27 protein-coding genes are annotated in these 24,234 nt (G+C 36.1%); 17 read left to right on the forward strand and 10 right to left on the reverse strand.

The features are described from left to right. Window positions 1–11 precede the first annotated feature (11 nt). From EV200_RS00260 to EV200_RS00285, 6 genes are all read right to left on the reverse strand, one after another. Window positions 12–1,058 (reverse strand): hypothetical protein, encoded by a 1,047-nt coding sequence (locus EV200_RS00260; RefSeq protein ID WP_132528835.1) that lies wholly within the window; start codon window positions 1,056–1,058, stop codon window positions 12–14. A gap of 94 nt (window positions 1,059–1,152) precedes the next feature. Continuing rightward, window positions 1,153–2,034, reverse strand: coding sequence for a class I SAM-dependent methyltransferase (locus EV200_RS00265; RefSeq protein WP_132528836.1), 882 nt, complete (start codon window positions 2,032–2,034; stop codon window positions 1,153–1,155). Next, entirely contained in the window at window positions 2,031–2,420 is a 390-nt protein-coding gene (locus EV200_RS00270) for a type II toxin-antitoxin system VapC family toxin (RefSeq protein ID WP_132528837.1), read from the reverse strand. The genes EV200_RS00265 and EV200_RS00270 overlap by 4 nt, the downstream gene beginning before the upstream one ends. After that, window positions 2,420–2,662: a type II toxin-antitoxin system VapB family antitoxin gene (gene vapB / locus EV200_RS00275; protein WP_132528838.1), complete on the reverse strand. Its 243-nt coding sequence runs from the start codon at window positions 2,660–2,662 to the stop codon at window positions 2,420–2,422. The genes EV200_RS00270 and vapB overlap by 1 nt, the downstream gene beginning before the upstream one ends. A 21-nt stretch (window positions 2,663–2,683) precedes the next feature. Further along, entirely contained in the window at window positions 2,684–3,436 is a 753-nt protein-coding gene (locus EV200_RS00280; RefSeq protein ID WP_132528839.1) for an ABC transporter ATP-binding protein, read from the reverse strand. Continuing rightward, window positions 3,436–4,170, reverse strand: coding sequence for an MlaE family ABC transporter permease (locus EV200_RS00285; protein ID WP_132528840.1), 735 nt, complete (start codon window positions 4,168–4,170; stop codon window positions 3,436–3,438). The genes EV200_RS00280 and EV200_RS00285 overlap by 1 nt, the downstream gene beginning before the upstream one ends. A gap of 144 nt (window positions 4,171–4,314) precedes the next feature. Here EV200_RS00285 and EV200_RS00290 point away from each other — a divergent pair, with 144 nt between their 5' ends. The 6 genes from EV200_RS00290 (at window position 4,315) to EV200_RS00315 (ending at window position 10,857) form a co-directional block, all read left to right on the forward strand. Beyond that, entirely contained in the window at window positions 4,315–5,004 is a 690-nt protein-coding gene (locus tag EV200_RS00290; protein WP_132528841.1) for an SDR family oxidoreductase, read from the forward strand. Between the two features lie 19 nt (window positions 5,005–5,023). Beyond that, on the forward strand, window positions 5,024–5,725 hold the full coding sequence (locus EV200_RS00295; protein ID WP_132528842.1) for a PspC domain-containing protein: 702 nt from the start codon (window positions 5,024–5,026) through the stop codon (window positions 5,723–5,725). Window positions 5,726–5,730: 5 nt separating this feature from the next. Then, window positions 5,731–6,708 carry a LiaF transmembrane domain-containing protein gene (locus EV200_RS00300; protein WP_132528843.1) on the forward strand — a complete coding sequence of 326 codons (978 nt, stop codon included), beginning with the start codon at window positions 5,731–5,733 and terminating at the stop codon, window positions 6,706–6,708. Window positions 6,709–6,793: 85 nt separating this feature from the next. Then, complete coding sequence (locus tag EV200_RS00305) at window positions 6,794–7,408, forward strand: RDD family protein (protein ID WP_132528844.1); 615 nt, start codon at window positions 6,794–6,796, stop codon at window positions 7,406–7,408. 147 nt (window positions 7,409–7,555) lie between these two features. Further along, a complete protein-coding gene (gene ispG / locus EV200_RS00310) occupies window positions 7,556–9,532 on the forward strand; it encodes a (E)-4-hydroxy-3-methylbut-2-enyl-diphosphate synthase (protein WP_132528845.1) in 1,977 nt (658 codons plus the stop codon). A 50-nt stretch (window positions 9,533–9,582) separates the two neighbouring features. Continuing rightward, window positions 9,583–10,857, forward strand: coding sequence for a mechanosensitive ion channel family protein (locus EV200_RS00315; RefSeq protein ID WP_132528846.1), 1,275 nt, complete (start codon window positions 9,583–9,585; stop codon window positions 10,855–10,857). A gap of 24 nt (window positions 10,858–10,881) precedes the next feature. Here EV200_RS00315 and EV200_RS00320 read toward each other — a convergent pair whose 3' ends face one another. Both EV200_RS00320 and EV200_RS00325 read right to left on the reverse strand, forming a co-directional pair. Beyond that, complete coding sequence (locus EV200_RS00320) at window positions 10,882–11,709, reverse strand: alpha/beta hydrolase family protein (RefSeq protein WP_229676876.1); 828 nt, start codon at window positions 11,707–11,709, stop codon at window positions 10,882–10,884. A 123-nt stretch (window positions 11,710–11,832) separates the two neighbouring features. Beyond that, window positions 11,833–12,108, reverse strand: a complete 276-nt coding sequence (locus EV200_RS00325) for a DoxX family protein (protein WP_229676875.1) — start codon at window positions 12,106–12,108, stop codon at window positions 11,833–11,835. Between the two features lie 221 nt (window positions 12,109–12,329). On the opposite strand from EV200_RS00325, the gene hemA reads away from it, so the two are divergent. From hemA to EV200_RS00380, 11 genes are all read left to right on the forward strand, one after another. Next, entirely contained in the window at window positions 12,330–13,556 is a 1,227-nt protein-coding gene (gene hemA / locus EV200_RS00330) for a glutamyl-tRNA reductase (RefSeq protein WP_132528848.1), read from the forward strand. 372 nt (window positions 13,557–13,928) lie between these two features. Then, on the forward strand, window positions 13,929–15,518 hold the full coding sequence (hemC, locus tag EV200_RS00335) for a hydroxymethylbilane synthase (RefSeq protein ID WP_208864483.1): 1,590 nt from the start codon (window positions 13,929–13,931) through the stop codon (window positions 15,516–15,518). 237 nt (window positions 15,519–15,755) lie between these two features. Then, a complete protein-coding gene (gene hemB, locus EV200_RS00340) occupies window positions 15,756–16,724 on the forward strand; it encodes a porphobilinogen synthase (RefSeq protein ID WP_132528849.1) in 969 nt (322 codons plus the stop codon). A gap of 87 nt (window positions 16,725–16,811) precedes the next feature. Then, the gene (gene hemL / locus EV200_RS00345) at window positions 16,812–18,182 is read left to right on the forward strand and encodes a glutamate-1-semialdehyde 2,1-aminomutase (protein WP_132528850.1); all 1,371 of its coding nucleotides are present in this window, start codon (window positions 16,812–16,814) and stop codon (window positions 18,180–18,182) included. 411 nt (window positions 18,183–18,593) lie between these two features. Beyond that, window positions 18,594–19,460, forward strand: coding sequence for a sensor histidine kinase (locus EV200_RS00350; protein WP_132528851.1), 867 nt, complete (start codon window positions 18,594–18,596; stop codon window positions 19,458–19,460). Window positions 19,461–19,468: 8 nt separating this feature from the next. Beyond that, a complete protein-coding gene (locus EV200_RS00355; protein WP_029284042.1) occupies window positions 19,469–20,173 on the forward strand; it encodes a response regulator transcription factor in 705 nt (234 codons plus the stop codon). After that, entirely contained in the window at window positions 20,173–20,688 is a 516-nt protein-coding gene (locus EV200_RS00360; RefSeq protein WP_132528852.1) for a hypothetical protein, read from the forward strand. The genes EV200_RS00355 and EV200_RS00360 overlap by 1 nt, the downstream gene beginning before the upstream one ends. Window positions 20,689–20,884: 196 nt before the next feature. Beyond that, window positions 20,885–21,910 carry a uroporphyrinogen decarboxylase gene (gene hemE / locus EV200_RS00365; protein WP_132528853.1) on the forward strand — a complete coding sequence of 342 codons (1,026 nt, stop codon included), beginning with the start codon at window positions 20,885–20,887 and terminating at the stop codon, window positions 21,908–21,910. 44 nt (window positions 21,911–21,954) lie between these two features. Next, a complete protein-coding gene (locus EV200_RS00370) occupies window positions 21,955–22,188 on the forward strand; it encodes a hypothetical protein (RefSeq protein WP_132528854.1) in 234 nt (77 codons plus the stop codon). Then, on the forward strand, window positions 22,188–22,931 hold the full coding sequence (locus EV200_RS00375) for a hypothetical protein (protein WP_132528855.1): 744 nt from the start codon (window positions 22,188–22,190) through the stop codon (window positions 22,929–22,931). The genes EV200_RS00370 and EV200_RS00375 overlap by 1 nt, the downstream gene beginning before the upstream one ends. Then, window positions 22,928–23,485, forward strand: coding sequence for a CopD family protein (locus EV200_RS00380; protein WP_132528856.1), 558 nt, complete (start codon window positions 22,928–22,930; stop codon window positions 23,483–23,485). Before EV200_RS00375 ends, EV200_RS00380 begins: the two co-directional genes overlap by 4 nt. A 45-nt stretch (window positions 23,486–23,530) precedes the next feature. On the opposite strand, the gene EV200_RS00385 is transcribed toward EV200_RS00380, so the two are convergent. Together EV200_RS00385 and EV200_RS00390 are read right to left on the reverse strand one after the other, a co-directional pair. Continuing rightward, entirely contained in the window at window positions 23,531–23,779 is a 249-nt protein-coding gene (locus EV200_RS00385; RefSeq protein ID WP_132528857.1) for a hypothetical protein, read from the reverse strand. 27 nt (window positions 23,780–23,806) lie between these two features. Continuing rightward, complete coding sequence (locus EV200_RS00390) at window positions 23,807–24,148, reverse strand: DUF2085 domain-containing protein (RefSeq protein ID WP_132528858.1); 342 nt, start codon at window positions 24,146–24,148, stop codon at window positions 23,807–23,809. Window positions 24,149–24,234 lie beyond the last annotated feature (86 nt).

Raw genomic sequence — 24,234 nt, forward strand, 5'->3', positions numbered from 1 at the left:
GGGATTTTTTATTATTGATACTGAATGTAGATCGGTTTCGGTGTAAGTTTTAATAACTCTTCCGGAGTCATTAATCGTTTAGGTTCTTTTTTCAAATCATTTTTATAGAAGAGTTTGAAACCTGTGAACTGTACGGGTTCGCCATAAACGAAATGGCGATAAGTACCTTTCTTCAACTCGGGTTCACCCCATCCATCCATGTGTATAACCACTTGTACTTCCGGACGTAATTTAATGTTTGCGGAGTTGGTTACCATTTTCTTAGTAAAGCGGTGTAAAACAAATACTTTCGGAGGCAAGTTATATTTTTTAACCATGTCAGCAAGGTATCCTGTTACATAGTTGATATCAGCAGCATCATAAGTTCCGATTTTTTTACCAGGAAGAGAACCATCTTTCATCGAAAACTCCGGATCTATTCCTAAGTGTACATTTGGCATTTGAAGGTATTTTTCAATATGTGGAAGTTCGGCTTTGATGGTACTTAGTGCAACTTGCAAATCAAGAAATACAATGGTATTTGGCTGCATTTGAGCGATCTTCAAAACAGAATCAATCTGTTTATTTCCCATTCTGTTGATGTATTTTTTATCCTTTCCCGGTGTTCCGCTTGCTACTGCAGCGATATAATGCAAACCAGCTTGTACCGGTGTGGATGGATCAGCCTTTTCCCAACGTTTGATTTCTGCATTTAAACGTTGCCACATTTCTTTTGGTGCATATTCACCTAAAGCACCCATTTTTTTAGAGTGTAGGTTTCCATAATAAACAACGATTCTTTTAAATGGCAAAATTGCGCCGGCCAGTGGAACAGGTTGGTTTTTAACTGGCCACTTTCCTGTTGTATCACCATTTGCCAGTTTTTTAACCAGCGAATCATATAATTTTGGATCAACAGGCTTCATCACGTTTGCTGTTGAATCTGCTTTCTTTTTAGTAGTATCAGATGCATTCTTGCCAGTGCCATTGCTGCTTTTGCCATCTGAATTGCAGTTTGCAAATAAACTTATCGCAGCGAAACCGAGAATAATGGTGCCTGCTAATTTGGGAAATTTCATAGATAATATAATAGTTTGTTAAAGTATTACAGTTTTTTAAAACTGGCTTTTAAGCGGAAAAGATATGGAAATTTGGTGAATTAAAACAATTAAATTATATGTTACAGAATTTACCAAAAACACCTAAAGGTAGTTTAATACCTGCAGTAGCTTGTAAATATAATTCACCGGTTTCTAAGTTTTGAACACTTGGATAAGAGGTACGGATTAAATTTTCTACAATCACAGAAGAGAATCCTAATGAATAGGTATTTAAAATTAAGAAATGCTCCTGTTCATCTAAAAGCTGAACTACATCCTGCATCATTTCCTGAATATGATCTTCCAGTTTCCATTTTTCGCCATTTGGACCATGTCCGTAAGCTGGTGGATCTAAAATAATGCCGTTATATTTTTTACCTCTCTTTAGTTCTTTCTTAACAAACTTCAATGCATCCTCCACCATCCAACGGGTATTTTTTAATCCAGAAAGTTCCTGGTTTTCATTGGCCCAGGTTACTACTTGTTTAATGGAATCAACGTGAGTAGTTTCAGCTCCGGCTGCGTTTGCAATTAATGAGGCAGCACCTGTGTAGGCAAATAAATTTAAAACCTTAGGTTGGGGAGTTTTAAATTTTTTAATAGATGAAGAAATGTAATCCCAATTAACAGCTTGTTCAGGGAACACACCAACGTGTTTAAAAGAGGTTAAGCCTAAGCGAAGTTTAATAGCAACTTCGTTATTTTTATATTCCACATGCCAGCGATCTGATATGGATTGATTTTTTTTAACCCACTCTCCCGAAGTTGCTGACCGACCTCTGAATGTAATATTAGCTGTTTTTTTCCATTCTGATTCTGATAATGTTTTTTTCCATACAGCCTGTGGTTCAGGACGGATTAAAATCACATTTCCAAAACGTTCTAATTTTTCAAAATCCCCGCAGTCAATAAGTTCATAATCTTTCCAGTGCGTTGGGGCCAATAATTGTATCATGTATTAAGTAACTTTAAATTTGGATAATTTCTGATGTGTTGATCATCGGTTATTGACGTCAGTTTATCTGCCAGTGCTTGAGCAACAATCAATCTATCGAAAGGATCTCGATGAATTAGGGGTAGAGACAAATAACTGTCAAGATGGTGTTTTTGTATATTGAGAACTGATATATTGAAATCACCTATTACGCTATACATTTCTTCAAGGTCTCTGGTAACCGTAAGTTTACCTATATTAGTTTTTATGACAATTTCCCATAAACTGGCAATACTTAAAAATTTATCATTTTTGGGATCTTCGATATTGCTTATGATTGATTTTTCAAGACGATGATCTTCATTAATTAAAGAGATAAAAATATGCGTATCAATTAAAATATGCATTACATATATTCTTTTAAATCCTCCATAGGATCATTAAAATCATCAGGAACAATAAATAATCCCTTTGCAGCACCATACAAGCTTTTTGGCTCCTCAACAACTTGACTCTGATCAATACCTTTTTTATAAATGCCCTTCGAATGTTTAGCTTTTAAAAAATCAATAAAATCTTCTACCTCGTTTACCATGCTTTCTGGTAAGGTTTCTAATTTGTGAATGATGTTTTTTGTAGCCGTAGTCATTAAACAAATATAAGAATTTTCTTAAAACTTATCTTTAGCAGCTTTCATAAAGCTACTTGCAAATACAAAGTCGTTCAATTCTTTGATATCCGTATGCGCTATTTCTTTATTACTGCCTTCCCAGAATTTCTTTCCTTCATGTAGAAATAAAATATAATCTCCAATACCCATTACAGAGTTCATATCATGCGTAACCACAATGGTGGTGGTTTTAAATTCTTCCGTTAATTCCTGAATTAATTCATCAATAACGATTGAAGTTTTTGGATCCAATCCAGAGTTAGGCTCATCACAGAATAAATATTTAGGATTCATTGAGATGGCACGTGCTATACCCACTCGTTTCTTCATCCCGCCTGAAAGCTCTGCCGGAAATAATGCGTTTTTTCCAGCCAGATTAACCCGTTCCAGGCAAAAATTTACCCGTTCCAGCTTTTCTTTCCTAGTTTGATTGGTAAACATATTGAGAGGAAACATAATGTTATCCTCTACCGTCATACTATCAAATAGGGCAGAACCCTGAAAAAGCATTCCGATTTCTTTACGAACTTCGATTCTTTGTTCGTAAGTCATTGGTGTAAAATCGCGTCCATCATATAAAACGGAACCAGAATCTGGCTGGTGTAAACCTACCATACATTTCAGCAAAGTGGTTTTTCCGGAGCCGGAGCCGCCTATAATCAAGTTGGTAACACCCTCTTCAAACTTTCCAGAAATGCCTTTTAAAACGTCATTACCTGAAAATGATTTGTATATATCTTTAACTTCGATCATTACAATAACAATTGAGTAACTAAATAATCGCAAACAAGAATAGAGATACAGCTAATTACAACTGCTCTGGTACTCGCTTGTGAAACCTCTAAAGCCCCGCCACGAACATAAAAACCTTCATATGCAGGAACGGATGTAATAATGAAACCAAAAACAAAAGCCTTTACTAAAGCAACTACAATAGTGTAAGGGTTAAAGTCTGTTGTAATCCCCTGAAGATATTCTGATGGAGTAACTGCACCTGATAGTGAACCACCCAAATAACCACCAGAGATACTTAAAAACATAGAAATGATAACCAACATAGGTACCATAGTAATGCCTGAGATGATTTTTGGAAGAATTAAATAACCTGGAGCATTAATTCCCATAATTTCAAGGGCATCAATTTGTTCAGTTACCCGCATGGAGCCAATCTCTGAAGAAATAGCAGAGCCGATTTTTCCTGCCAAAACAATAGCACTGATGGTTGGACTTAATTCCAGAATACTCGAATCTCTGTTTACCGAACCTATAATGGTTTTTGGTATAAAGTCACTCACCAGCTGGAAAGCAATCTGAAGCGTCATTACTGCACCAATAAATGTAGAAATGATGGCAATAAGCCCAAGAGAGCCCACACCTACATAATCCATTTGCTTGGCAATTTCCTTCAAATATATTTTAAGTTTTTCCGGCCTTCTGAATACAGATTTGAGTAGCAGGATGTATCTCCCGAAATTGGTAAAATTCATTCCGTATGTATTGCTTAATTTAAATGATTATTATATTACTACAAAGAAACGATAAAAAAGTTGTCGGTCTTTGATAATTCAAAAAATATTCGTGGTTTTGATTATTAATATGGTTTTTTGTTAACAAAAATTAAACCATAAGAAATGAGAGCAGTAATCACGGGCGCAACAAAAGGTATTGGAAGGGCAATAGCTATTAAACTCCAGGCAGCAGGGTACGATTTAGCATTGGTAGCCAGAAGTTCGCATGATTTAGATGAACTGCAGGAAGAACTTTCACTGCCAGATCGAATGATTAAAACTTATCAGGTAGATTGTTCTGTTAAAGAAGAAGTGTATCAATTTCTTCATCAGGTAAGAAATGAATTTGGTGATATAGATGTTCTCGTTAATAATGTAGGTATTTATCTGCCTGGAAGTTTGTTAGATGAATCTGATGAAGTTTTCGAAGAGCAGCAAGCGCTAAACGTAAATGCAGCTTATTATATCAGTAAATTTTTTGGGAAAGAAATGCGTTCAAGGCGCTCTGGACATATTTTCAACATCTGTTCGGTAGCGAGCAAAACTCCTGTAGAAAATGGTGGTAGTTATAGTGTAACAAAAGCAGCGATGCTAAGTCTTAATCATGTATTGCGGCAAGAGTTAGCACCACACCATGTTAAAGTAACAGCCTTTTTGCCGGGTTCAACAAAAACAGCTTCTTGGGAAGGAACAACTATACCTGATGAGAAATTTGTACAGCCCGTTGATATTGCAGAAACACTTTATACCATTTTAACGCTGAGTAAAGGGGTTAATGTTGATGAGGTTTTAATCACTCCGCTGGATTTTTAAACATAAAATAAACAGCATTATGGAAAAGAAGCTTTTTAGAAACGAACACGATAAGATGATTGCCGGGGTAGCTTCAGGACTTGCAGACTACATGCAGGTAGAGGTTACCATAATCAGATTATTATTTGTATTGTCTACCATTTTTATGGCCGGGGCTGGCTTGATCGCTTATATCATCATGTGGGCAATTGTTCCGGTTAACAATGATCCCGCTTTTAGATTTTCAAAGTTTAATGATTATTTTAACAAGAACAATCCAAATAATGCACCATTTGGTAATCCTCCTCCATTTACCGGACCTGTAGGCAATGGAAATGCGAATTGGACACAACCTGTAAATGAAGGTGCTCAAAAAACTGCTTTTGAAACCCAACCAGATTTTAGCAAGTTTAATAAACCTAATGATACCGGGCGGACAGTTGCCGGTTTAGTTATGCTCGTGATTGGCTGCTTCTTTTTAATGCGGGAAATGGATTTTATTCCGGATTGGTTTACCATTAGAAACTTATTCAAGTTTATGTGGCCGTTAATTTTTATTGCATTAGGAATCAGCATTATTGCTAAATCAAAAAGAAAAAACGATTGGCAAGCTTTTCAGCAACAACAAAAAGCTGCTGAAGAAGATAAAAAGGCAGACTTTTCAGAAACTGTTGTAACACATGAAGAATCAACGCCTCAAGAGTCTAAAGATAATATAACAACTAACCCTCCTCAATTATAAATTTTATGAAATTAGATAGATTAATTTGGGGTATTTTACTGCTTTTTATAGGTGGTGTACTTCTACTCGAAAACTTTGGGATTATCAATTTTTATTGGCGTAATGTATGGGGCTTTTGGCCAATATTCCTAATCATTGGTGGACTGAATATTTTATTCAATAGAAATAGTTCTCAAACAGGCAGTATTATATCCATTGCTGTATTGGTAGTGGCCTTGTCATTTCTCTTTATCCGAGGACAACAAGTTCCTGAGCATAGTTCATGGTGGGGCAGACACTTAAAAAATGGTGTAGATATTGATATCGACAACAATGATGAAGATGACGACGATAATAATGGAGATACGTCCGTTAGAGAATTTAAACTTTCCGAACCTTTTGTATCTACAGATAATGCAAAGAAAACTATCTTAAACATTTCAGGTGGCGGAATCTCCTTTAATTTAAACGGAGAAACTTCTGAATTGATTGATGCAAATGTTAAAGGGAAAAATGGTAATTTTTCATTAAAAAAAGTAGTGACAGATAGTGCTACAGTTCTTACTTTTCAGCTGGATGATAAAAGAAAAAAATGGAACTTTAATAACGGCTCTGACAATGTTGACTTTAATTTAAATAAAGCTGCAAATTGGGATATTTTAATGAAACTAGGAGCGGGCGAGGCTGATCTTGATTTCAGGGACTATAAAGTACGTACATTCCGTTTCGATGGTGGGGCTGCGGCTCTGGATATTCAATTTGGCGAATTACTGCCAATTACGGATGTGATTGTAAAATCAGGGGTGGCAGATGTTAAGATTAAAGTTCCCGTTAATTCAGGTTGCAGAATAAAAACGCAAACCGGCTTATCTGCAAAAGATTTTGAAGGATTTGAAAAAATCAGTGATGGTCTTTATGAAACTTCGAATTATAAAACATCTACTCACAAAATTTTCATCAATTTAGATGGAGGATTAAGTAACTTTGAAGTGAGTAGATACTAAAAAGGTTGAAGGTTTGAGTGCGGAATGTTTAAGGCTATACATGGTCTGGCCTTTAAAAACTTTGATCCTAAAATCTCCAAATCCAATGAATCCTGATAAAGAATATACAGTTGTAATTAATGGTAAGCCGCAAGGCCCGTATGGTTTATCTGATCTTCAAAATTTAAATATTACTCCTAATACCTTCATTCGGAAACCCGGAATGGACGATTATAAAGAAGCTCATGCAATTCCCGAATTGCGTGAGCTTCTTGGCTTTAAATATCAAAAAACAGCGCCGCAATATTTTGCCGCGTTTGACCAGCGCTTATTGGCCTCAGTGATCGATCATTTTATTATTTTTGGTATTTACACCGTTATCATTCTCATCAGTTATATTTTTATTCAGGGGAAAGATGAAAGGATTATGGCTTTTCTAGTGCCTTTCCCTGTTGTTTTTATCGTTAAATTAATTTATGGTGTATTTGCGGAATCATCATTAAAGCAAGCCACTATTGGTAAAAGGATACTCAATATCAAAGTGACAGATTTAGAAGGCAGCAGGATAACTATAAGTCGCTCCATAGCACGCAATTTTTCTAAAATCTTGTCCGTAACTCCAGTTTTTTTTGGTTATCTGTATAGCTTTCTTAATAAAAAAAATCAGTGCTGGCATGACATTACTGCCGAGACTTTAGTGATTAAAGATAGATTGATATAGGAAAAACTCACCTAAATTGGTATAAATTGATAGAAAAATATGCACGAAATTGCTTCGAATTTATAGCAAAACCAACTTATGCTGTTTGAAATATTTTAACAATCCATCAATTTAACAATTAAACATTTAGCTTATCTTTGCCGTAGCATGGAAAATTTATCGGTAAAGCATGAGTTAGGTGGAGGGTATTGCAACAGTTTAACGCAGTATTCCAGGTTTTTAACCCGCGAAGTTAAGATTGGAGATATTGCATTGGGTGGTCATAATCCCATTCGTATCCAATCGATGACAACAACCGATACCATGGATACCATTGGAACGGTTGAACAAACCATTCGTATGGTAGAATCTGGATGTGAATATGTTCGTATTACAGCACCAAGCATAAAAGAAGCTGAAAATTTAGCCAATATTAAAAAGGAATTACGTTTCCGGGGCTATGATGTTCCACTGATAGCAGATATTCATTTTACCCCTAATGCGGCTGAAATGGCGGCAAGAATTGTAGAAAAGGTAAGGGTAAATCCCGGCAACTATGCCGATAAGAAGAAATTCGAAAACCTGGAATATACGCAAGATGCCTATACAGCTGAACTAGAAAGAATCAATAAAAAATTTATTCCACTTATAAAAATCTGTAAAGAATACGGTACGGCCATGCGTATCGGAACCAACCATGGTTCGCTTTCTGATCGGATTATGAGTCATTATGGCGATACACCAAGAGGAATGGTGGAATCGGCTATGGAATTTATCCGCATGTGCGAGGCTGAAAATTATTATAACCTGGTCATCTCTATGAAAGCCAGTAATACACAGGTAATGGTTCAGGCTTATCGTTTGTTGGTTGAAACCATGGTGAAAGAAGGCATGAATTACCCTTTGCATCTGGGCGTAACAGAGGCAGGAGATGGCGAAGATGGACGAATTAAATCTGCAGTAGGAATTGGTACTTTGTTAGAAGATGGTTTGGGTGATACTATTCGTGTTTCCTTAACCGAAGATCCTGAATTTGAAGCACCAGTAGCAAAAGCTTTGGCTGATCGGTATGTGAAAAGGAGTTTGGAGTTTGAAGCTCGAAGTTCGGAGTCGTCGATTATACTCCCAACTCTTAACACTCAACTTCCAACTTATTCTCCATATGCCTATTCCAGAAGAATTACACAATCTGTTCAGCACATTGGTGATCATCATCATCCTTTAGTAATGATAGATGTTTCAAAGGAAAACCTAAAAGATCCTTATTTTTTGAGTTCGGTTGGCTATAATTATAGTGCGGGTTTAGATAAATATAACCTGGCCGATCAGGCATGTGACCTGGTTTTTTTAGGGGATAACTTACCTTCATTTTCTTTCCCTGGAAATTTAAAACAGATTTATAATTATAATACATGGCTAAATCTTAGTGATAAAAACAATTGTCACCCTCTATTTTCTTTGGAAGAATTTAGCAGGGCTGAAGTAAAGGATGAGTTTTTGAATTTCGTCAGGATTGATGCGAGCCAACAGACCAGTTTAACAACTACACCACTAAATAATGTTGTGCTCATTCTTGAAACCTCTGCTCAGCATGGAATGGCAGAACAAAGAGCATTTTTTGTTGCCTTGCAAAACAGAAACATTCAAATTCCGGTAATCATTAGAAGAAGTTATGAAAATTTAGATGCAGATACACTAATGCTTTATGCTGCAACAGATTTTGGTGCACTATTTACTGATGGTTTTGGTGATGGAATCTGGATGGATGCACAAGGTCAGGACTTAGTACTCATTAATTCAACAAGCTTTGGTATTTTGCAAGCCACTCGTACGCGCATCAGTAAAACAGAGTATATTTCTTGTCCGAGTTGTGGCAGAACCCTTTTCGATTTACAGGAAACAACGCAACTGATCCGTTCCAGAACCGATCATTTGAAGGGACTTAAAATTGGTATCATGGGATGCATTGTGAACGGTCCTGGAGAAATGGCCGATGCTGATTATGGTTATGTAGGCACTGGTCCTGATAAAATTACGCTATATCGTGGTCAGGAAGTGGTTAAGAAAAATGTAACTACTGCATTTGCTTTAGATGAACTAATTGAAATCATTAAAAATGATGGCAACTGGGTAGAGAAGGTTTAATCACTTCCTTAAGTCATTTAACTTTCCAAGAATAAACCTAAATTGCGCTCATGAACCTATTCGAGTTTGAATCCATTTTTAATGAATTAAGAAAACTCTTAATCGAACATGGATTAACCGGTAGCGTATTAATTTACAGCTATTTCCTCATCGGATCAGTAAGCGTTACGTTGTTTTTGTTCATCACAATTTTTGTAACCAGGCAAGTTTTTATTGGCGTAGTAAAAAGTGCAAAAACAAAATCAGACTGGCAACAGGCCCTATATGAATTTCGGGTTTTCAGGGCTTTTGCATTGATCTTCGGTGCCTATATTATCTACAATGCCGTTCCTTATGTTTTTATTGATTTTAAAAACTGGTTTTTCTACGCCCTTATTTTTTCTAAGATCTATGTAGTATTAGCCACTATGTTCGCCATTAACGCTTTTTTAAATGCGTTGGTTTCCATTATGGAAACATCACGAAAATATGCTGATAAACCCATTAGAAGCTACAAGCAGGTAGCCAAAATCATTATCTACATTTTTGGTTTTGTACTGATTTTATCCATCATACTTAACCAGTCGCTTTTATATATTTTTGGAGGTTTTGGTGCGGTAACTGCTGTTTTCATTTTAGTGTTCCGTGATCCTATTTTAGGTTTTGTAGCTTCAGTGCAAATGAGTGCAATCGATCTGGTTCGTGTTGGCGATTGGATTACCGTAGAAAAATATGGTGCTGATGGTGAAGTAACAGAGATCAATTTAACCACCATTAAAGTGAGGAATTGGGATAAAACCGTTACTATAGTACCAAGTTATGCTATTGTTAGTGAGTCTTTTAAAAACTGGCGGGCTATGGAAGAAAGCGAGGGGAGGAGAATCAAACGCCACATTAATATTAAAATATCCAGCATAAAATTTTGTGATGATGATTTGATCAGCCGTTTACAGAGCATCGATTTTTTAAAAGATTACCTCAAAGAAACGCAATTACAGATCGAGCAATTTAATGCTGAACATACGGTAAACCCCAATAATTTGGTGAACGGACGTCACATGACGAATATTGGAACTTTTAGGGTTTATGCTGAAAAATATTTAGAAAGTAATCCATCAATTAATACCGATTTAACTTTTATGGTTCGCCAGTTACAGGCTACAGAAAATGGTCTGCCTATTGAAATTTACGTTTTTTCAAAAGAAAAAGGCTTAAAGAAATTTGAAGAAGTTGCTGCTGATATTTTCGATCACCTTTTGGCTGCGGTACCCTACTTTGATTTAGAAATTTTCCAAAGCCCTAGCGGGAGTGATATGCGTGGGTTTGTTGGAAGAGGGAACGATTAAGCATACATTCCCCCTCACTGATCTTTACTCTTTTAGAAAAGTTAAACACCGTTCGCAAACCTTAAATAAAAGCGGCGGTAGGGTTTCGTTTTCATAAGGATGTGATGCGCCATACACGTGATTCTCGCCTTCAATTTTCACCAGTATGCTGTTCGGATTGGCATCAGCTAATCGCTGTGCATGCTCAAAAGGAACATTGATATCGTCATCACCCTGAACAATTAACCACGGAATATTGATCCGTTTCGCTGCATCCAGAATATTAAACGTTTGGGCGTTTTCTTCAAAATCTTCTAACAGCGTAACATTTAAAGGCATTTGTTCTTTCGTTCTTGCATTAGTGACAAAGATTTTACCTGTTTCTTTCCACTCCGCTTCCTGTTCTTTCTTCCAAAGGCTATTGAAGCTGGAAATCGCGCTCCATGTGATGAGCTTATTAATTCGTAAATCATGAGAAGCCTCAATAATGGCTAATCCACCTCCGCGACTATGGCCGATTAAATTGACTTCGGTTTCGCTTCCATAAGCTTTTATTATAAAATCGAGTACTGCATTTACATCAAAAAGTTCTTTAGAAATGGTGTTGTTGGCAAAGGTTTCCATATCGCTAACATCCACCGGATGATCTGCTGGTACGCCACTATGCGATAAATTGAACTTAATATATCTATATCCATTGCTGGCAAAATATCGGGCAACCAGATTGTGCGTGCCCCAATCTTTGAACCCTTTAAAGCCATGAACAAAAAGTACGATCGGCGTATTTGGATTTTTATCATCAAAAGTAATATCTCCGATAATTAGTTTTCCGTCTGAACCACTTAAGCTAAAATCATTTTGTATAATCATCATTTAAGGAATTGGTGTACAAGATAAACTTATGAAATCTGATTTTGTTGTGAAGTTTTGTTCTGTTATCATTGCCCTTTAATGGTTTTATAAGAAATTATAGCTGCTAAATTGCTGTCATTTACCCTAATTTCGATAATAATACCAGGCCCAAGCAATCAATAATACTTGAAATGGCAATCTCACCCAAGCCATAAACGGCGTAATTAAAATTTTGCCAAGGAGAAAAGGAGCGATCTGAATCATGTATATATGTGCAGGAATGAATGCAATTAACATCAAAATAATGAATAAGGCCGCCAGTTTTTTCGTTCTAGAAAAAAGCAGCATTATTCCTAAAATAACTTCCAGCACACCAGATAGATAAATTAAAAACCCATGAGCGGGTAACCATTTTGGCATAATGATATGATAGCTGGGTGTTGCTATAAAATGATTAATCCCTGCCAGGATATACAAAAGGCTATATATCCAGAGGAAAATTTTGAAAAGGATGTTGCGATTGTCAGTGTTTTGCATTTATTTAAAACCGTTCTAAATTGACGTAAATTACAGATGAATGACGGTGACATGCATCATCCGTGCTACTTTTGTGTCCCGATAATAGTTAACAACGGAAACACTTGGAATATTTAAAAGTAATAGCTTTTACGCATCACCACATCGACCTGAAATCTTTAGGGAAATTAGTTATTTGTGACCAGAGTTTAGATAGCAGGTTGAAGAATATTCAAACTGAACTTCCAGTTAGCGAAATTTTTTACATTGGAACCTGTAATCGTGTAGAGTTTGTTTTTCTCACCAAAGAGAAAACCGATAAAGAATTTGTTACCCGTTTTCTTACTGTATTGGACATGGGTTTGCCTCCAGAGTTTATGGAGCGTTTCCTTGATAATGTTACCGTTTACGAAAATGAAGAAGCTTTCAATCATCTTTTGAGAACGTCTTGTTCTTTAGAAAGTTTGGTTGTAGGCGAAAAAGAAATCCTTGCCCAGATCCGTAAAGCTTATGAAAACTGCCGTGATGCAGGTTTTACTGGCGATTATATGCGGATGATTATGGAAAGGGTAGTAAAAACAGCAAAAGAGGTTTATACGCATACAAACATTTCAAAAAATCCGGTTTCCGTGGTTTCTCTTGCTTATCGCAAGCTTAAAGAATTAAATATGTGTGGTAATTCACGTGTATTAATTATTGGAGCTGGTGAAACCAACCAGAATATTGCAAAATATCTTAACAAACATAAGTACTCAAACTTTTCTATTTTTAACCGTACGCTGTCAAAGGCAGAATCTTTGGCCGGAGAATTAAATGGGAAAGCTTACCCTTTAGAAGCTTTAGAAAATTTTACAGAGGGTTTTGATGTCATTATCACTTGTACAGGTTCTACTGAAGCCATTATTAACGAAGCACTTTATGCCAAGTTGTTAAATGGCGATACGGGTAAAAAGGTAATTGTTGATTTGGCTATCCCAAATGATGTTGCTTCAGCTGTTATTCACAATAATCCGGTTCACTATATTGAAGTAGAGTCTTTAAAAGAAGTCGCCCGTAAAAATATTCAGGAACGTTATAGTGAATTGGTTCACGCAGAAGAAATTATTGGGAATAACATCACTGAATTTTTTACCGTTTTAAAGCAGCGTAGGATTGAATTGGCCATGCAGGATGTTCCACGCAAGATCAAAGAAATCAAAAATACGGCTCTTAATGGTGTATTTGCTGACGAAATTAGTCAGATGGACGAAGCATCCCGAGAAGTTTTGGAACGTGTAATGAATTACATGGAGAAAAAATGTATTAGTGTGCCAATGATTATGGCCAAGGAAATTCTGGTTAAAGAATCTTAGTTTTTTCTCAATTTAACTTCTAGGTTAACCGCAAAGAATGCGAATTTTAAGCGCAAAGTGTTATAAGTTAGGCGTTATATTCTATTTTTAGTTTTAACCATACAGCATGAGTTTTAGATTCAAAGCTCACCAAGTTAAACTTGTATTTTCTTACTTTCCTTCTGTGGTTAAATTAATTCATTTCACTTTATATCATAGCTTCTTAAGGCACATTAGAATAAGTAATAAATACTATCCAGCTATTGGCACCTCTTCCGATGATTTAAATTGTAATACTTTCATCTCAATCTCCCTTCTCTGTAACCTCACTGTCTCATTTTTAAACAATTTATAGATTCAAGCACTATTTACCTTAAATTTGCTACTCATTAAATGTTTATAGTGAAGAAATTAACCATCGGAACACGCGGTAGCGAACTCGCTTTATGGCAGGCTAATCATATTCAAAATGAGTTAGCAGCAATTGGAATAGAAGCTGATATTAAAATCATCAAAACGCAGGGCGATAAAATCCTGAATTTGAGATTGGATAAATTGGAAGGAAAAGGTTTTTTTACCAAAGAATTGGAAGAAGAATTATTGGCAGGTACAATCGATCTGGCTGTTCACTGCCTGAAAGATTTACCAACTAATCATCCTGCTGGCTTAACAATTGCAGCCATTCCTCCACGCGAAGAAGCCACTGAATACCTATTGATTTTAAAAGATTGCGTGGATGTATCGCAGAAACTCTCTTTGAAAAAAGGTGCGATGGTAGGTACTTCATCAAACAGAAGAAAAGCACAGTTATTGGGCTTAAGGTCTGATTTAGAGATTGAAGATCTACGTGGTAATGTACCTACACGTATTCAGAAATTAAGGGATGAAAACTACGATGCCATTATGCTTGCCAAAGCAGGTATTAAACGTTTAGGTTTAGATGTAAGTGAATTCCATGTAGAAGAATTAGCTCCTACAGAATTTGTACCGGCACCAGCTCAGGGTGCTTTAGCCATACAAATCAGAGAAAATGATCGTGAGCTTTTTGAAGCACTTCAAACGCTACATCATCCATTAACCGCTGAAGAAGTTGGTGTGGAACGTAAAGTTTTGAACTTGTTTGAGGGCGGTTGCCACATGCCATTAGGCTGTTACTGTAAGGAAGAAGATGGTGCCTTCGAAGTGTGGACTTCAAAAGCTGAAACTGCAGATGATTTTCCGGAGCGCCTGTTTTTACGTGCTGCAACCACTGAAGGTTTAGCAGAAAAAATTGTTGCGAAGTTTAGTAAAGAAAGAAAGAAACCATCTAAAGTTTTTATCTCGCGTGAAATTGGTGAACATAGCTATTTTCGTAAAGCATTAGAAACCAAAGATATTGAAATTGAAGGTCGCTCGTTGATTCGTACTTTTCCTATTGTAACGGTTTTAGACCAATTCATTTTAAAAAATATCGATTGGATTTTCTTTAGCAGCCGAAATAGTGTGGAATATTTCTTCAACCTTAAACCACTTTTACCTAAGAAAACACAATTTGGTGTCGTGGGTAGAGGTTCAGAAGATGCTCTGCGTAAATTTGGTCACTTTGCCGATTTTGTTGGTGAAAGCGGTGATATCACAGAGGTTGCCGAAGATTTTGCAAAGCTGGTTTCAGGAAAGAATATATTATTTCCTAGGGCACAGGATTCCTTGCAATCCATTCAAAAGTCATTACCGCCTGATGCTAAAATTATTGATTTACCCATTTACGAAACAGTAATTGAAGAAAACATCGACCAGAGTTATGCTGATGTTTTGATTTTTACCAGTCCATCCAATGTTGATGCCTATTTTGCTGATAATCTATTAGAACCCGGTCAGCAGGTGATTGCGATTGGAAACTCCACAGGTAAAAAGTTTGATGAGATGGGTGTAAAGTATGCCTTACCTTACTCACCCGATGAAATTGGATTGGCAGAGGCAGTTTTTGGAATAGAAATTAAATAGAGGTAGCTTAATCCGAAAGACCAAAGCAAAAAGAAATACCAAATCGTCATTGCCATTTACGAAGCATCTTGATGCATCTTTTATAAACCTAGTCGTCATGCTGTATTTATTTCAGCATTTTAATGCACAAGAGACTCTGAAATAAATTCAGAGTTACGAGATGAAGGCAAACGGCAGTTAAAAATAATACTATGATCAAGTCTCGATACTTGATCATAATTACTTGATACAAATAAAATGTTACATCGTCCGAGAAGATTAAGAAAGAACCCGTTAGTGAGAGAGATGGTAGCCGAAACCCGACTATCGAAAGATATGTTTGTGTACCCTTATTTCGTGGTGCCAGGAACGAATGTTACGCATGCAATTGATGCCATGCCTGGTGTAAACCATTATTCGGTTGATGCCTTGGTTAAAGATGTAGCGGACGGAATGAAAAAAGGCTTGAATAAAATCATGCTTTTTGGTGTTGGAGATGAAAAGTCGGCCGATGCAAAGTCAGCTTATCATGATCATTCTTTGGTTCCTACTGCGGTTCGTGAATTAAAGAAACAATTTGGCGATGATTTATATGTGGTTACCGATGTATGCGTTTGTTCTTATACCACTCATGGACATTGCGGAATTATGGAGAACGATTATGTTCAAAATGATAAAACGGTTGATGTGATTGCGAAAATGGCTCTAGCGCATGCTGAAGCTGGTGCAGATATGTTCGCACCATCGGATATGATGGATGGTAGAATTGAAGCTATGCGAAATTTACTGGATGAAAATGGTTTTGTGAATGCAGCCATTATGAGCCATGCGACAAAATTTGCATCGGCTTATTATGGTCCGTTTAGAGAGGCTGCAGATTGTGCCCCGAGCAAGGGTGATCGAAAAGCTTATCAAATGGATTTTAGAAATCCCTTAGAAGCTTTGCGTGAAGCGCAATTGGATGAACAGGAAGGTGCAGATGTGTTGATGGTGAAACCCGGATTAGCTTATCTGGACATTATCCAACGGTTAAAACAGGATACCAATTTGCCTATTGCCGTTTATAATGTTTCTGGCGAATACTCAATGGTTAAAGCAGCCGCAGAACGTGGCTGGATTGACGAACAAAAAGTGGTAATGGAAACCATGCATGCTTTTGCAAGAGCCGGTGCAAGCATTATCACCACCTATCATATCAAAGATATTTTAAATAACAACTGGATGTAATTAAGCTAAAAGACTAAAGCAGAAAGATCAAAGCGCTGTATGGCGATTTATTCTGACTTTAGTCTTTTAGCTTTTAGCTTAATAAAAATGTTAGATTCATTAAAAAAAATGTTTTCTGGTAATGAGGCCGATATTCCGGTCAATACCGGAAGTAAACCCGATATTTCGAGAGTAAAATCTGCGGAGTTATATGAGAAGTCTAAAACGTATTTTCCAGGTGGCGTAAACTCCCCGGTTAGGGCTTTTAAGTCGGTTTATGGAACACCGCTTTTTATTGAAAAGGGTGATGGCTGTTACATCTGGGATGCAGACGGTAATCAGTTTATTGATTTTTGTGGAAGTTGGGGGCCTTTAATTTTAGGACATAACCATCCAAAAATTCGTGAAAAAGTTACTGAAGTAATGCAGAACGGAATGAGCTTTGGCGCACCAACAGCTTTAGAAAATGAATTGGCGGAACTAATTATTAAAAACAATCGATTTGTAGAAAAAATTCGTTTTACCAGTTCGGGTACAGAAGCAGTGATGTCGGCTATTCGTTTGGCTAGAGGATTTACCGGTAGAGATAAAATTATCAAGTTTGAAGGTTGTTACCACGGTCATAGCGATTCATTATTAGTAAAGGCAGGCTCCGGTTTGGTTACTTTTGGTGAAACATCATCTGCTGGTGTTCCAAAATCTTTCGCTGAAGAAACCATTGTAATACCATTAAATGATAAAAATGCTATCGAACAAGCTTTCCATCAGTTTAAGGATCAGGTAGCTGCTGTAATTATTGAAGGTATTCCGGCAAATAACGGTTTGATCATGCAGGATGAAGAGTATATCAAATTCCTTCGTAAAATTTGTACAGATAACAAGTCACTGCTAATTTTTGATGAAGTGATTACCGGTTTCCGTGTAGGGTTTGAAGGCGCTGCTGCGCATTATGGCATCATACCTGATATTGTAACTTATGGCAAAATTATAGGTGGTGGTTTACCAGTGGGTATGTATGGCGCATCTGCTGAAATCATGGGGCATATCTCTCCTGATGGAGGCGTTTATCAGGCTGGTACTTTATCTGGCAATCCGGTTGCGATGGCTGCAGGAATTGCAACATTAACTGAACTTAACAGATCTGGTTTCTATAAAGATCTAAATACTAAAACGCAGGATTTTGTGGCCAGCATTCAACGGTTTGCAACCGCCAGAAATTATAAGTTTAAGGTTTTTACGGTAGGTTCTATTTTTTGGTTTGCCTTTACAGAGAAAGATAAAATTCAATCAGCAGATGATATTGATGCTGGTAGCATGGAAAAATTCAAAATCATGCACCGTGAGTTATTAAACCGTGGAATTTATTTAGGCCCATCGGGATATGAGGTTGGTTTCGTATCTTCAGCACACACCAAGATAGAATTAGAAAAAGCGAAAAGAGCGATCTTTGAAGCTTTGGATTTGGTATTTAAGAAATAGTAGAAATCTATAAGGTTTTTGAAAACCTTATAGATTTAATCGAGTAAATTTTAACCATAAAAGACATAAGCAAATTAAGTCGGGTTGATTAGAAACTTTGAGGGGCAACTCCCCTCCTTATTTTCAAGGAGGGGCTGGGGGTGGTTTTTAAGTTTATTGCACCAGCCCAAGTTCTCTAAACCCGATTGAAGTGGAAATACTTTTTGTTGCAGCAACCCTTGAATATACTGTCATGCTGAGGTACGAAGCATCTGCAACCGATAAAACAAATTCTTCGTTCCTTAGAAGGACAGAAGTTGAAAAAGATTGCAACAAAAAGCGGGACTGAATTAACCAAAACGAATAGAAATTTGCTTTTCAAATAATATAATTTATCTAAAGAAGGAATAAATTAAAAATCCTGGTAAACCAATGAAGAAATCCATTATCATTTTTTATGCATTGCTGCTGTATGCATTAATTCAGCTCATTTCCTGGGGTACTTTGGTGGTGCGTTTGCAGCCTAGTCGCATGACGATGATTATGGGGGAGGGTTCTGTTTTCCTTTTCTTGCTATGCATTGGTGGCTATTTTCTGCATCAATCGCTGAAACGGGAAGACAAACTTCGGGAGCAACAGCAGAATTTTCTAATGTCGATCACTCATGAATTAAAATCGCCACTTGCCGCAATAAAACTTTCTATCCAAACCATTGTTAAAAGAGATCTGGATAAAGCCCGTCAGGTTTCTTTATTAAATAATTCATTAAAGGATATTGAGCGGTTAGATGATTTGGTTGAAAACATGCTGTTGGCTACTAAAATTGAAAACCGTTCCTATAGTTTTCCAAAGGAGGAATTCAATTTCTCTGAATTGGTTTATAAAATTACAGACAGGTTGCAGGTTCATTCCTGCGGTAATGAGCAATTGATTAACGCTCAAATTCAGCCAAATTTGCAGATTATGGGTGACAAGTTTGCCTTATCGTCAGTGGTAACGAATTTGATTGAAAATGCAGTTAAATATTCAAGTCCTTGCGATGAGGTAAATGTGGCTTTAGATAAAGTGGATGGACATTTGAGATTAAGTGTTACAGATAAAGGTCCGGGCATTTCAGATGCCGAAAAAATGCTGATATTTGATAAGTTTTACCGAGTTGGTAATGAGAATGTCAGGAAAGCGAAAGGAACAGGTTTAGGCTTGTTTATTGTGAAAGAGGTTTTACAATACCATGATGCAGATATTACAGTAAAAGACAATCTGCCTCGAGGAAGTATTTTTGAAGTAACATTTAGTTAATCTCAATTATGTCACAAAAATTAAGAATTCTATTGGTAGAAGACGAGGATCACTTGTTAGATGCTATCAAATTAAACCTTGAACTGGAGGGTTATAAAGTTCATGCCGTTAAAGATGGCAAAACTGCTCTTAAAGTTTTTAAAGAAGAGCGTTTCAATCTTATTGTATTAGATGTTATGCTTCCCGAAATGGATGGTTTCCAGGTTTGTGAAACTATTCGTTTAGAAAATGCTGAAGTTCCAATTATGTTTCTAACGGCTAAAAACACTTCAGAAGACCGTGTTTTAGGTTTGAAAAAAGGAGCTGATGATTATTTAGTTAAACCATTCAACTTAGAAGAATTAATTCTTCGTGTGGGTATTTTAGTTAAACGCAGTTTAAAATCGGATGATTTAAAAGAGCTAAATTCTTATAAAATCGGCGATAAAACGATCTATTTTAATTCGTTCGAATTGAAAAATGATGATGGCACCATCACGCCATTAACCAAAAAAGAAACGATGTTATTGAAGCTTTTAATTGAGCGTAAAAATGATGCCGTTTCCCGTGAGCAGATCTTAGAAACTGTTTGGAATTATGATGTTTATCCTTCTACCAGAACGATTGATAACTTTATTTTAACGTTTCGTAAGTATTTCGAGCCAGATCAGAAAAATCCGGTGTATTTCCACTCGATTCGTGGGGTAGGCTACAAATTCACTGATATTCATTAATGTACAATAGTCTCGGCAGGTATGTATTGATGGCTGTTTTTTTAATGGCCGCATTGGTTTGTGTTTTTTATACTCAATACGAACTGGCTGCAGTGGCAGGATTCTTATTTCTGTTCATCATTTGGAGTCACTTTCGGCATAGTTCTGTTTTAATGGCTTCAAAATATTTCAAGGATAACGAATTTGGGAAGGCAAAGCTGATGCTTGCCGAAGTTCCAAACCCGGAAAGATTATCGAAAAACAGAAGAGGCTATTACGAGTTTATGCAGGGTAACATTGCTTTGAAAGATGAAAACTATGATCAGGCTGAGTATCATTTTCAACTCGCCAGTCGCTTTCCTGTAGGAGGGAAAACACAAAAAGGATATGTTTTAATCCATTTGGCTAATCTAGCCTTGCGAAAAAAAGATAAGGAAAGAGCAGAAGCATATACAAAACTGGCTAAAGAACTTGCAGAGTCATCCCGTTCAAAGGATATCATTGTGAAGATAGAAAGAGAAATAGCCAAATTATAATATAAGTATTGTCATTTTGAATAACGAAGCACCGGTTTAGGAATAAAAAGGTACTTCGTTTTTTTTTTATTTATAGCTTTGTATCATTAAAATTTTTTATCCATACGTCATCCTCAATTCAGTTCAGTATCCAACTAAAAAGGAAGATGCTGAAATAAATTCAGCATGACGATTAACGGGAGATCAACTACAAATCATGAAGAATAATTTATTTTTAGACGCTGCATTTTCAAAACAAACAGAACGCCCACCAGTATGGATGATGCGTCAGGCAGGTCGTTTTATGCCACAATATTGGGAGATCAAAAACAAATACTCTTTTTTAGAGATGTGTAAAACTCCTGAAATTGCAGCAGATGTAACCATGTTGCCTGTGGATTTATTAGGTATTGATGCCGCGATTTTATTCTGTGATATTTTAGTAACTGGTGAGGCAATGGGTGGGGATTTAAGCTTTACTCAAGGCATAGGTCCAAAATTTGCAAACCCGGTACGTAATGCACAAGATATTGAAAACCTCAATGTAGATTGTTTAGATGAATTGCAATATGTTGCTGACGCAATTAAGGTGATTCAACAACGGTTAGACGGAAATATTCCTTTAATTGGTTTCGCAGGTGCACCTTTTACGGTAATGAGTTACCTAATTGAAGGTGGTTCTTCTAAAGATTTTAAATTAACAAAGCTTTTTATACACAATCAGCCAGAATTAGCACACAAACTATTAGCTAAAATTGCTAAAGTAACGACTGATTATTTGAATCTTCAGATTGCGGCGGGTGTTAACGCAGTTCAGATTTTTGACAGTTGGGCACTTGCTTTATCCTGGAATGACTATCAGGAATTCTCTCACCGTTACATTCAGGAAATTATTTCAAATTTAAACAGAAAAGATATTCCCGTAATTTCTTTCTGTAAAGGAAGTTCGGTTTTTGCACCAATTATGGCGGAAGCTAAACCTGATGTGATTTCGGTAGACTGGAACGCAGATTTATTGAACATCAAAAATGCTTTACCCGCAGGTATTGCTGTTCAGGGAAATTTAGATCCACATATTTTATATGCAGATCAATCAGTGATTAAAGCACAAATTCATAAATTATTTGAACGCATGCGGGGTACAGAAGGATTTATCTTCAACTTAGGTCATGGTATCATGCCAGACATTCCTTTTGATAATGTGAAATATGCGATTGAGGTAGTAAAGGAATTTAGGTATTAATTGAATCATTTGATTTTTGTATATTAGCTATATAACTCAAAAATATGACTGTTAAATCTTTAAATGATGAGGATAAGCTGCCAATTAAACAATTAATTAAAGCCGTTAATAAGAAGATGAAAGATGTTTTAAGGGTTGTTGATGCTTTAAATCTAGGTAGAACTGAAGTTAAGGCAGATGGAGTTTACAGAACATTTAATAACGGAGATTCAGTTAAGTTAGCAGAAGGTAATTTTAAAAGAAGAAGAATTACTGAAAAGAGAATTAAGATTTTTTAATGCCTAAACAGCCTAAATTAAGGATTTTTGCCGGACCGAATGGTTCTGGTAAAACTACTTTGTTTGATTCTATAAAATCAAACTATTTTTCTACCCAGATTTTTATCAATGCAGACTTGTTGGAGGAAGAATTTCAGAAGAAAAATTTCCTCAACTTATCTGATTTTGAAATTGATACAACCAATGAAGATTTTGCATCGTTTTGTTTTCAAAGTGGACTTTTTATAAAAGCTGGATTCAACACAGAAAGTTGGAATTTAGCCGTCAGAGAAAATGTTGTTGTTAAAAATATTGCACTTTCAACTATTTATAACTCCTATCATTTTGCCATCATTGCAGATTTTATTCGATATACATTAATCAGAAATAAAAAATCATTCAGCTTCGAAACTGTATTTTCACATCCTTCAAAATTAGATCTTATTGGTTTTGCTCATCAAAACAATTATAAGGTTTACCTTTATTTTATAGGCACGGAGACGCCAAGGATGAACATAGAACGAGTAAAGGATAGAGTTTTGAAAGGAGGTCATTTGGTTGGAGCAGAAAAAATTGAGAAGCGTTACTTTTTAACAATGGATTTATTAATAAATATGCTTAAAAAGGTAGATGAAACTTACCTATGGGATAATTCGGGATTAAAACATGACTTCGTTGGAAGTATTAAAGAAGGCGTTTTAAACCTCGAAGTTCTTGATGTTCCAAATTGGGTAGATAGTTATATTTTAAGTAAAATCAAATGATAGAAACCCTACAGTCCTATTATTACTACTTCGTTGCAGTACACATTGTATTTGTAATCAGCTGGATGGCCGGTTTGTTCTATATTTTAAGTCTTTTTATTTACCATACCGAGGCAAATGAAAAGCCAGAACCTGAAAAGAGTATTCTCCTCCAGCAGTTTACCAAAATGGAGGCTACGCTGTGGAAGATCATTTGCGCTCCGGCAATGATTATTTCTGTTGTGGCAGGTATCTCAATGCTAACATTACATCCAATGCTATTACAAATGTCATGGATGCATGTTAAACTCGGCTTTGTAATTGGTTTACTGATATACCACTTCATCTGCCAGAATATTGTTAAGCAGCTTAAAAATAATCAATTTAAAATGACCAGTTTTCAGTTGCGCTTGTGGCGGGAATTGGCAACCATTTTTATGATTGCAATTGTATTTGTGGTTATCCTTAAAAGCGCAATCAATTGGATTTATGGTTTGATTGGCATTATGGGCGTGGCGATGGCGATTATGATTGCAGTTAAGCTCTATAAAAATTATAGATTGAAAAGTAAATAAACTTTCTTCAAAATCTAAATCTGAAGAAAGTTTATTTAAAATGAATTAGCTTCTTACTAAATAGCTAACTATATTTAGTCCAATACCAATTCCAAAACCTATTAACGCCAGGTTACAAGCTGATTTCGCAGCTACTGGTTCGGTATCTTTTTTAACGAAGTAAATAATTGCACCTGCTAAAGGGATACAGAATGAAAGGATTTTCATTCCAGTGCTTAAATCTTCATTAGATTGGTTGTTAAACGGATTAAATTGTGGGTCTTTTTGAGTGTTAAATGGATCGTTTTCTGACATGATGTTTTTAATTTTAGATAGAGATGATTATAATAAATGATATAAAAATTTTAAGGATACAACAATATAATAGGCGATAAAATCACTTATCCCAGCCAATCCTAAGCCGGCAAATATTCCTGTTATAAATCTAAGTATGTTATTGCTTTCCCGATTACAGTAAGCCTGAGTTAGTCCATCTATTGTGGTCGGCATAATAGCCAGTAGAGCAAAAAGAATATTTATTTTTATAAAAAAGATAATAGGTATAAAAATAGCATAGCCAACATATATACCGGTACATCTGGCACATAGTGGAAACTGCTTTCCCTTAAAAAAAAATGATCTTTCCGGTAGCCGATGGCAATCAACAAATTCTAACTTCGTCATATTTTCCATCAATGATAGAAAAAAATATTTATTATCAATAATCTAATCTGTCTAAAGTAAAATAAATTATATTAATACCTCAACTC

Origin of the sequence: Pedobacter psychrotolerans (genome assembly GCF_004340665.1) — a bacterium.
GTDB lineage: Bacteria > Bacteroidota > Bacteroidia > Sphingobacteriales > Sphingobacteriaceae > Pedobacter > Pedobacter psychrotolerans.

What these genes read in the sequence shown, in the direction of transcription:
- EV200_RS00385 (WP_132528857.1), bottom strand. Translation starts at nt 23,779, where the DNA reads ATGTCAGAAAACGATCCATTTAACACTCAAAAAGACCCACAATTTAAT.
- EV200_RS00350 (WP_132528851.1), top strand. Translation starts at nt 18,594, where the DNA reads ATGAAGAAATCCATTATCATTTTTTATGCATTGCTGCTGTATGCATTA.
- EV200_RS00300 (WP_132528843.1), top strand. Translation starts at nt 5,731, where the DNA reads ATGAAATTAGATAGATTAATTTGGGGTATTTTACTGCTTTTTATAGGT.
- hemL (WP_132528850.1), top strand. Translation starts at nt 16,812, where the DNA reads ATGTTAGATTCATTAAAAAAAATGTTTTCTGGTAATGAGGCCGATATT.
- EV200_RS00295 (WP_132528842.1), top strand. Translation starts at nt 5,024, where the DNA reads ATGGAAAAGAAGCTTTTTAGAAACGAACACGATAAGATGATTGCCGGG.
- vapB (WP_132528838.1), bottom strand. Translation starts at nt 2,662, where the DNA reads ATGACTACGGCTACAAAAAACATCATTCACAAATTAGAAACCTTACCA.
- EV200_RS00280 (WP_132528839.1), bottom strand. Translation starts at nt 3,436, where the DNA reads ATGATCGAAGTTAAAGATATATACAAATCATTTTCAGGTAATGACGTT.
- EV200_RS00380 (WP_132528856.1), top strand. Translation starts at nt 22,928, where the DNA reads ATGATAGAAACCCTACAGTCCTATTATTACTACTTCGTTGCAGTACAC.
- EV200_RS00260 (WP_132528835.1), bottom strand. Translation starts at nt 1,058, where the DNA reads ATGAAATTTCCCAAATTAGCAGGCACCATTATTCTCGGTTTCGCTGCG.
- ispG (WP_132528845.1), top strand. Translation starts at nt 7,556, where the DNA reads ATGGAAAATTTATCGGTAAAGCATGAGTTAGGTGGAGGGTATTGCAAC.
- EV200_RS00315 (WP_132528846.1), top strand. Translation starts at nt 9,583, where the DNA reads ATGAACCTATTCGAGTTTGAATCCATTTTTAATGAATTAAGAAAACTC.
- EV200_RS00370 (WP_132528854.1), top strand. Translation starts at nt 21,955, where the DNA reads ATGACTGTTAAATCTTTAAATGATGAGGATAAGCTGCCAATTAAACAA.
- EV200_RS00360 (WP_132528852.1), top strand. Translation starts at nt 20,173, where the DNA reads ATGTACAATAGTCTCGGCAGGTATGTATTGATGGCTGTTTTTTTAATG.
- EV200_RS00305 (WP_132528844.1), top strand. Translation starts at nt 6,794, where the DNA reads ATGAATCCTGATAAAGAATATACAGTTGTAATTAATGGTAAGCCGCAA.
- hemC (WP_208864483.1), top strand. Translation starts at nt 13,929, where the DNA reads ATGTTTATAGTGAAGAAATTAACCATCGGAACACGCGGTAGCGAACTC.
- EV200_RS00320 (WP_229676876.1), bottom strand. Translation starts at nt 11,709, where the DNA reads ATGATGATTATACAAAATGATTTTAGCTTAAGTGGTTCAGACGGAAAA.
- EV200_RS00265 (WP_132528836.1), bottom strand. Translation starts at nt 2,034, where the DNA reads ATGATACAATTATTGGCCCCAACGCACTGGAAAGATTATGAACTTATT.
- EV200_RS00375 (WP_132528855.1), top strand. Translation starts at nt 22,188, where the DNA reads ATGCCTAAACAGCCTAAATTAAGGATTTTTGCCGGACCGAATGGTTCT.
- EV200_RS00290 (WP_132528841.1), top strand. Translation starts at nt 4,315, where the DNA reads ATGAGAGCAGTAATCACGGGCGCAACAAAAGGTATTGGAAGGGCAATA.
- EV200_RS00270 (WP_132528837.1), bottom strand. Translation starts at nt 2,420, where the DNA reads ATGCATATTTTAATTGATACGCATATTTTTATCTCTTTAATTAATGAA.
- EV200_RS00325 (WP_229676875.1), bottom strand. Translation starts at nt 12,108, where the DNA reads ATGCCAAAATGGTTACCCGCTCATGGGTTTTTAATTTATCTATCTGGT.
- hemE (WP_132528853.1), top strand. Translation starts at nt 20,885, where the DNA reads ATGAAGAATAATTTATTTTTAGACGCTGCATTTTCAAAACAAACAGAA.
- EV200_RS00390 (WP_132528858.1), bottom strand. Translation starts at nt 24,148, where the DNA reads ATGACGAAGTTAGAATTTGTTGATTGCCATCGGCTACCGGAAAGATCA.
- EV200_RS00355 (WP_029284042.1), top strand. Translation starts at nt 19,469, where the DNA reads ATGTCACAAAAATTAAGAATTCTATTGGTAGAAGACGAGGATCACTTG.
- hemB (WP_132528849.1), top strand. Translation starts at nt 15,756, where the DNA reads ATGTTACATCGTCCGAGAAGATTAAGAAAGAACCCGTTAGTGAGAGAG.
- EV200_RS00285 (WP_132528840.1), bottom strand. Translation starts at nt 4,170, where the DNA reads ATGAATTTTACCAATTTCGGGAGATACATCCTGCTACTCAAATCTGTA.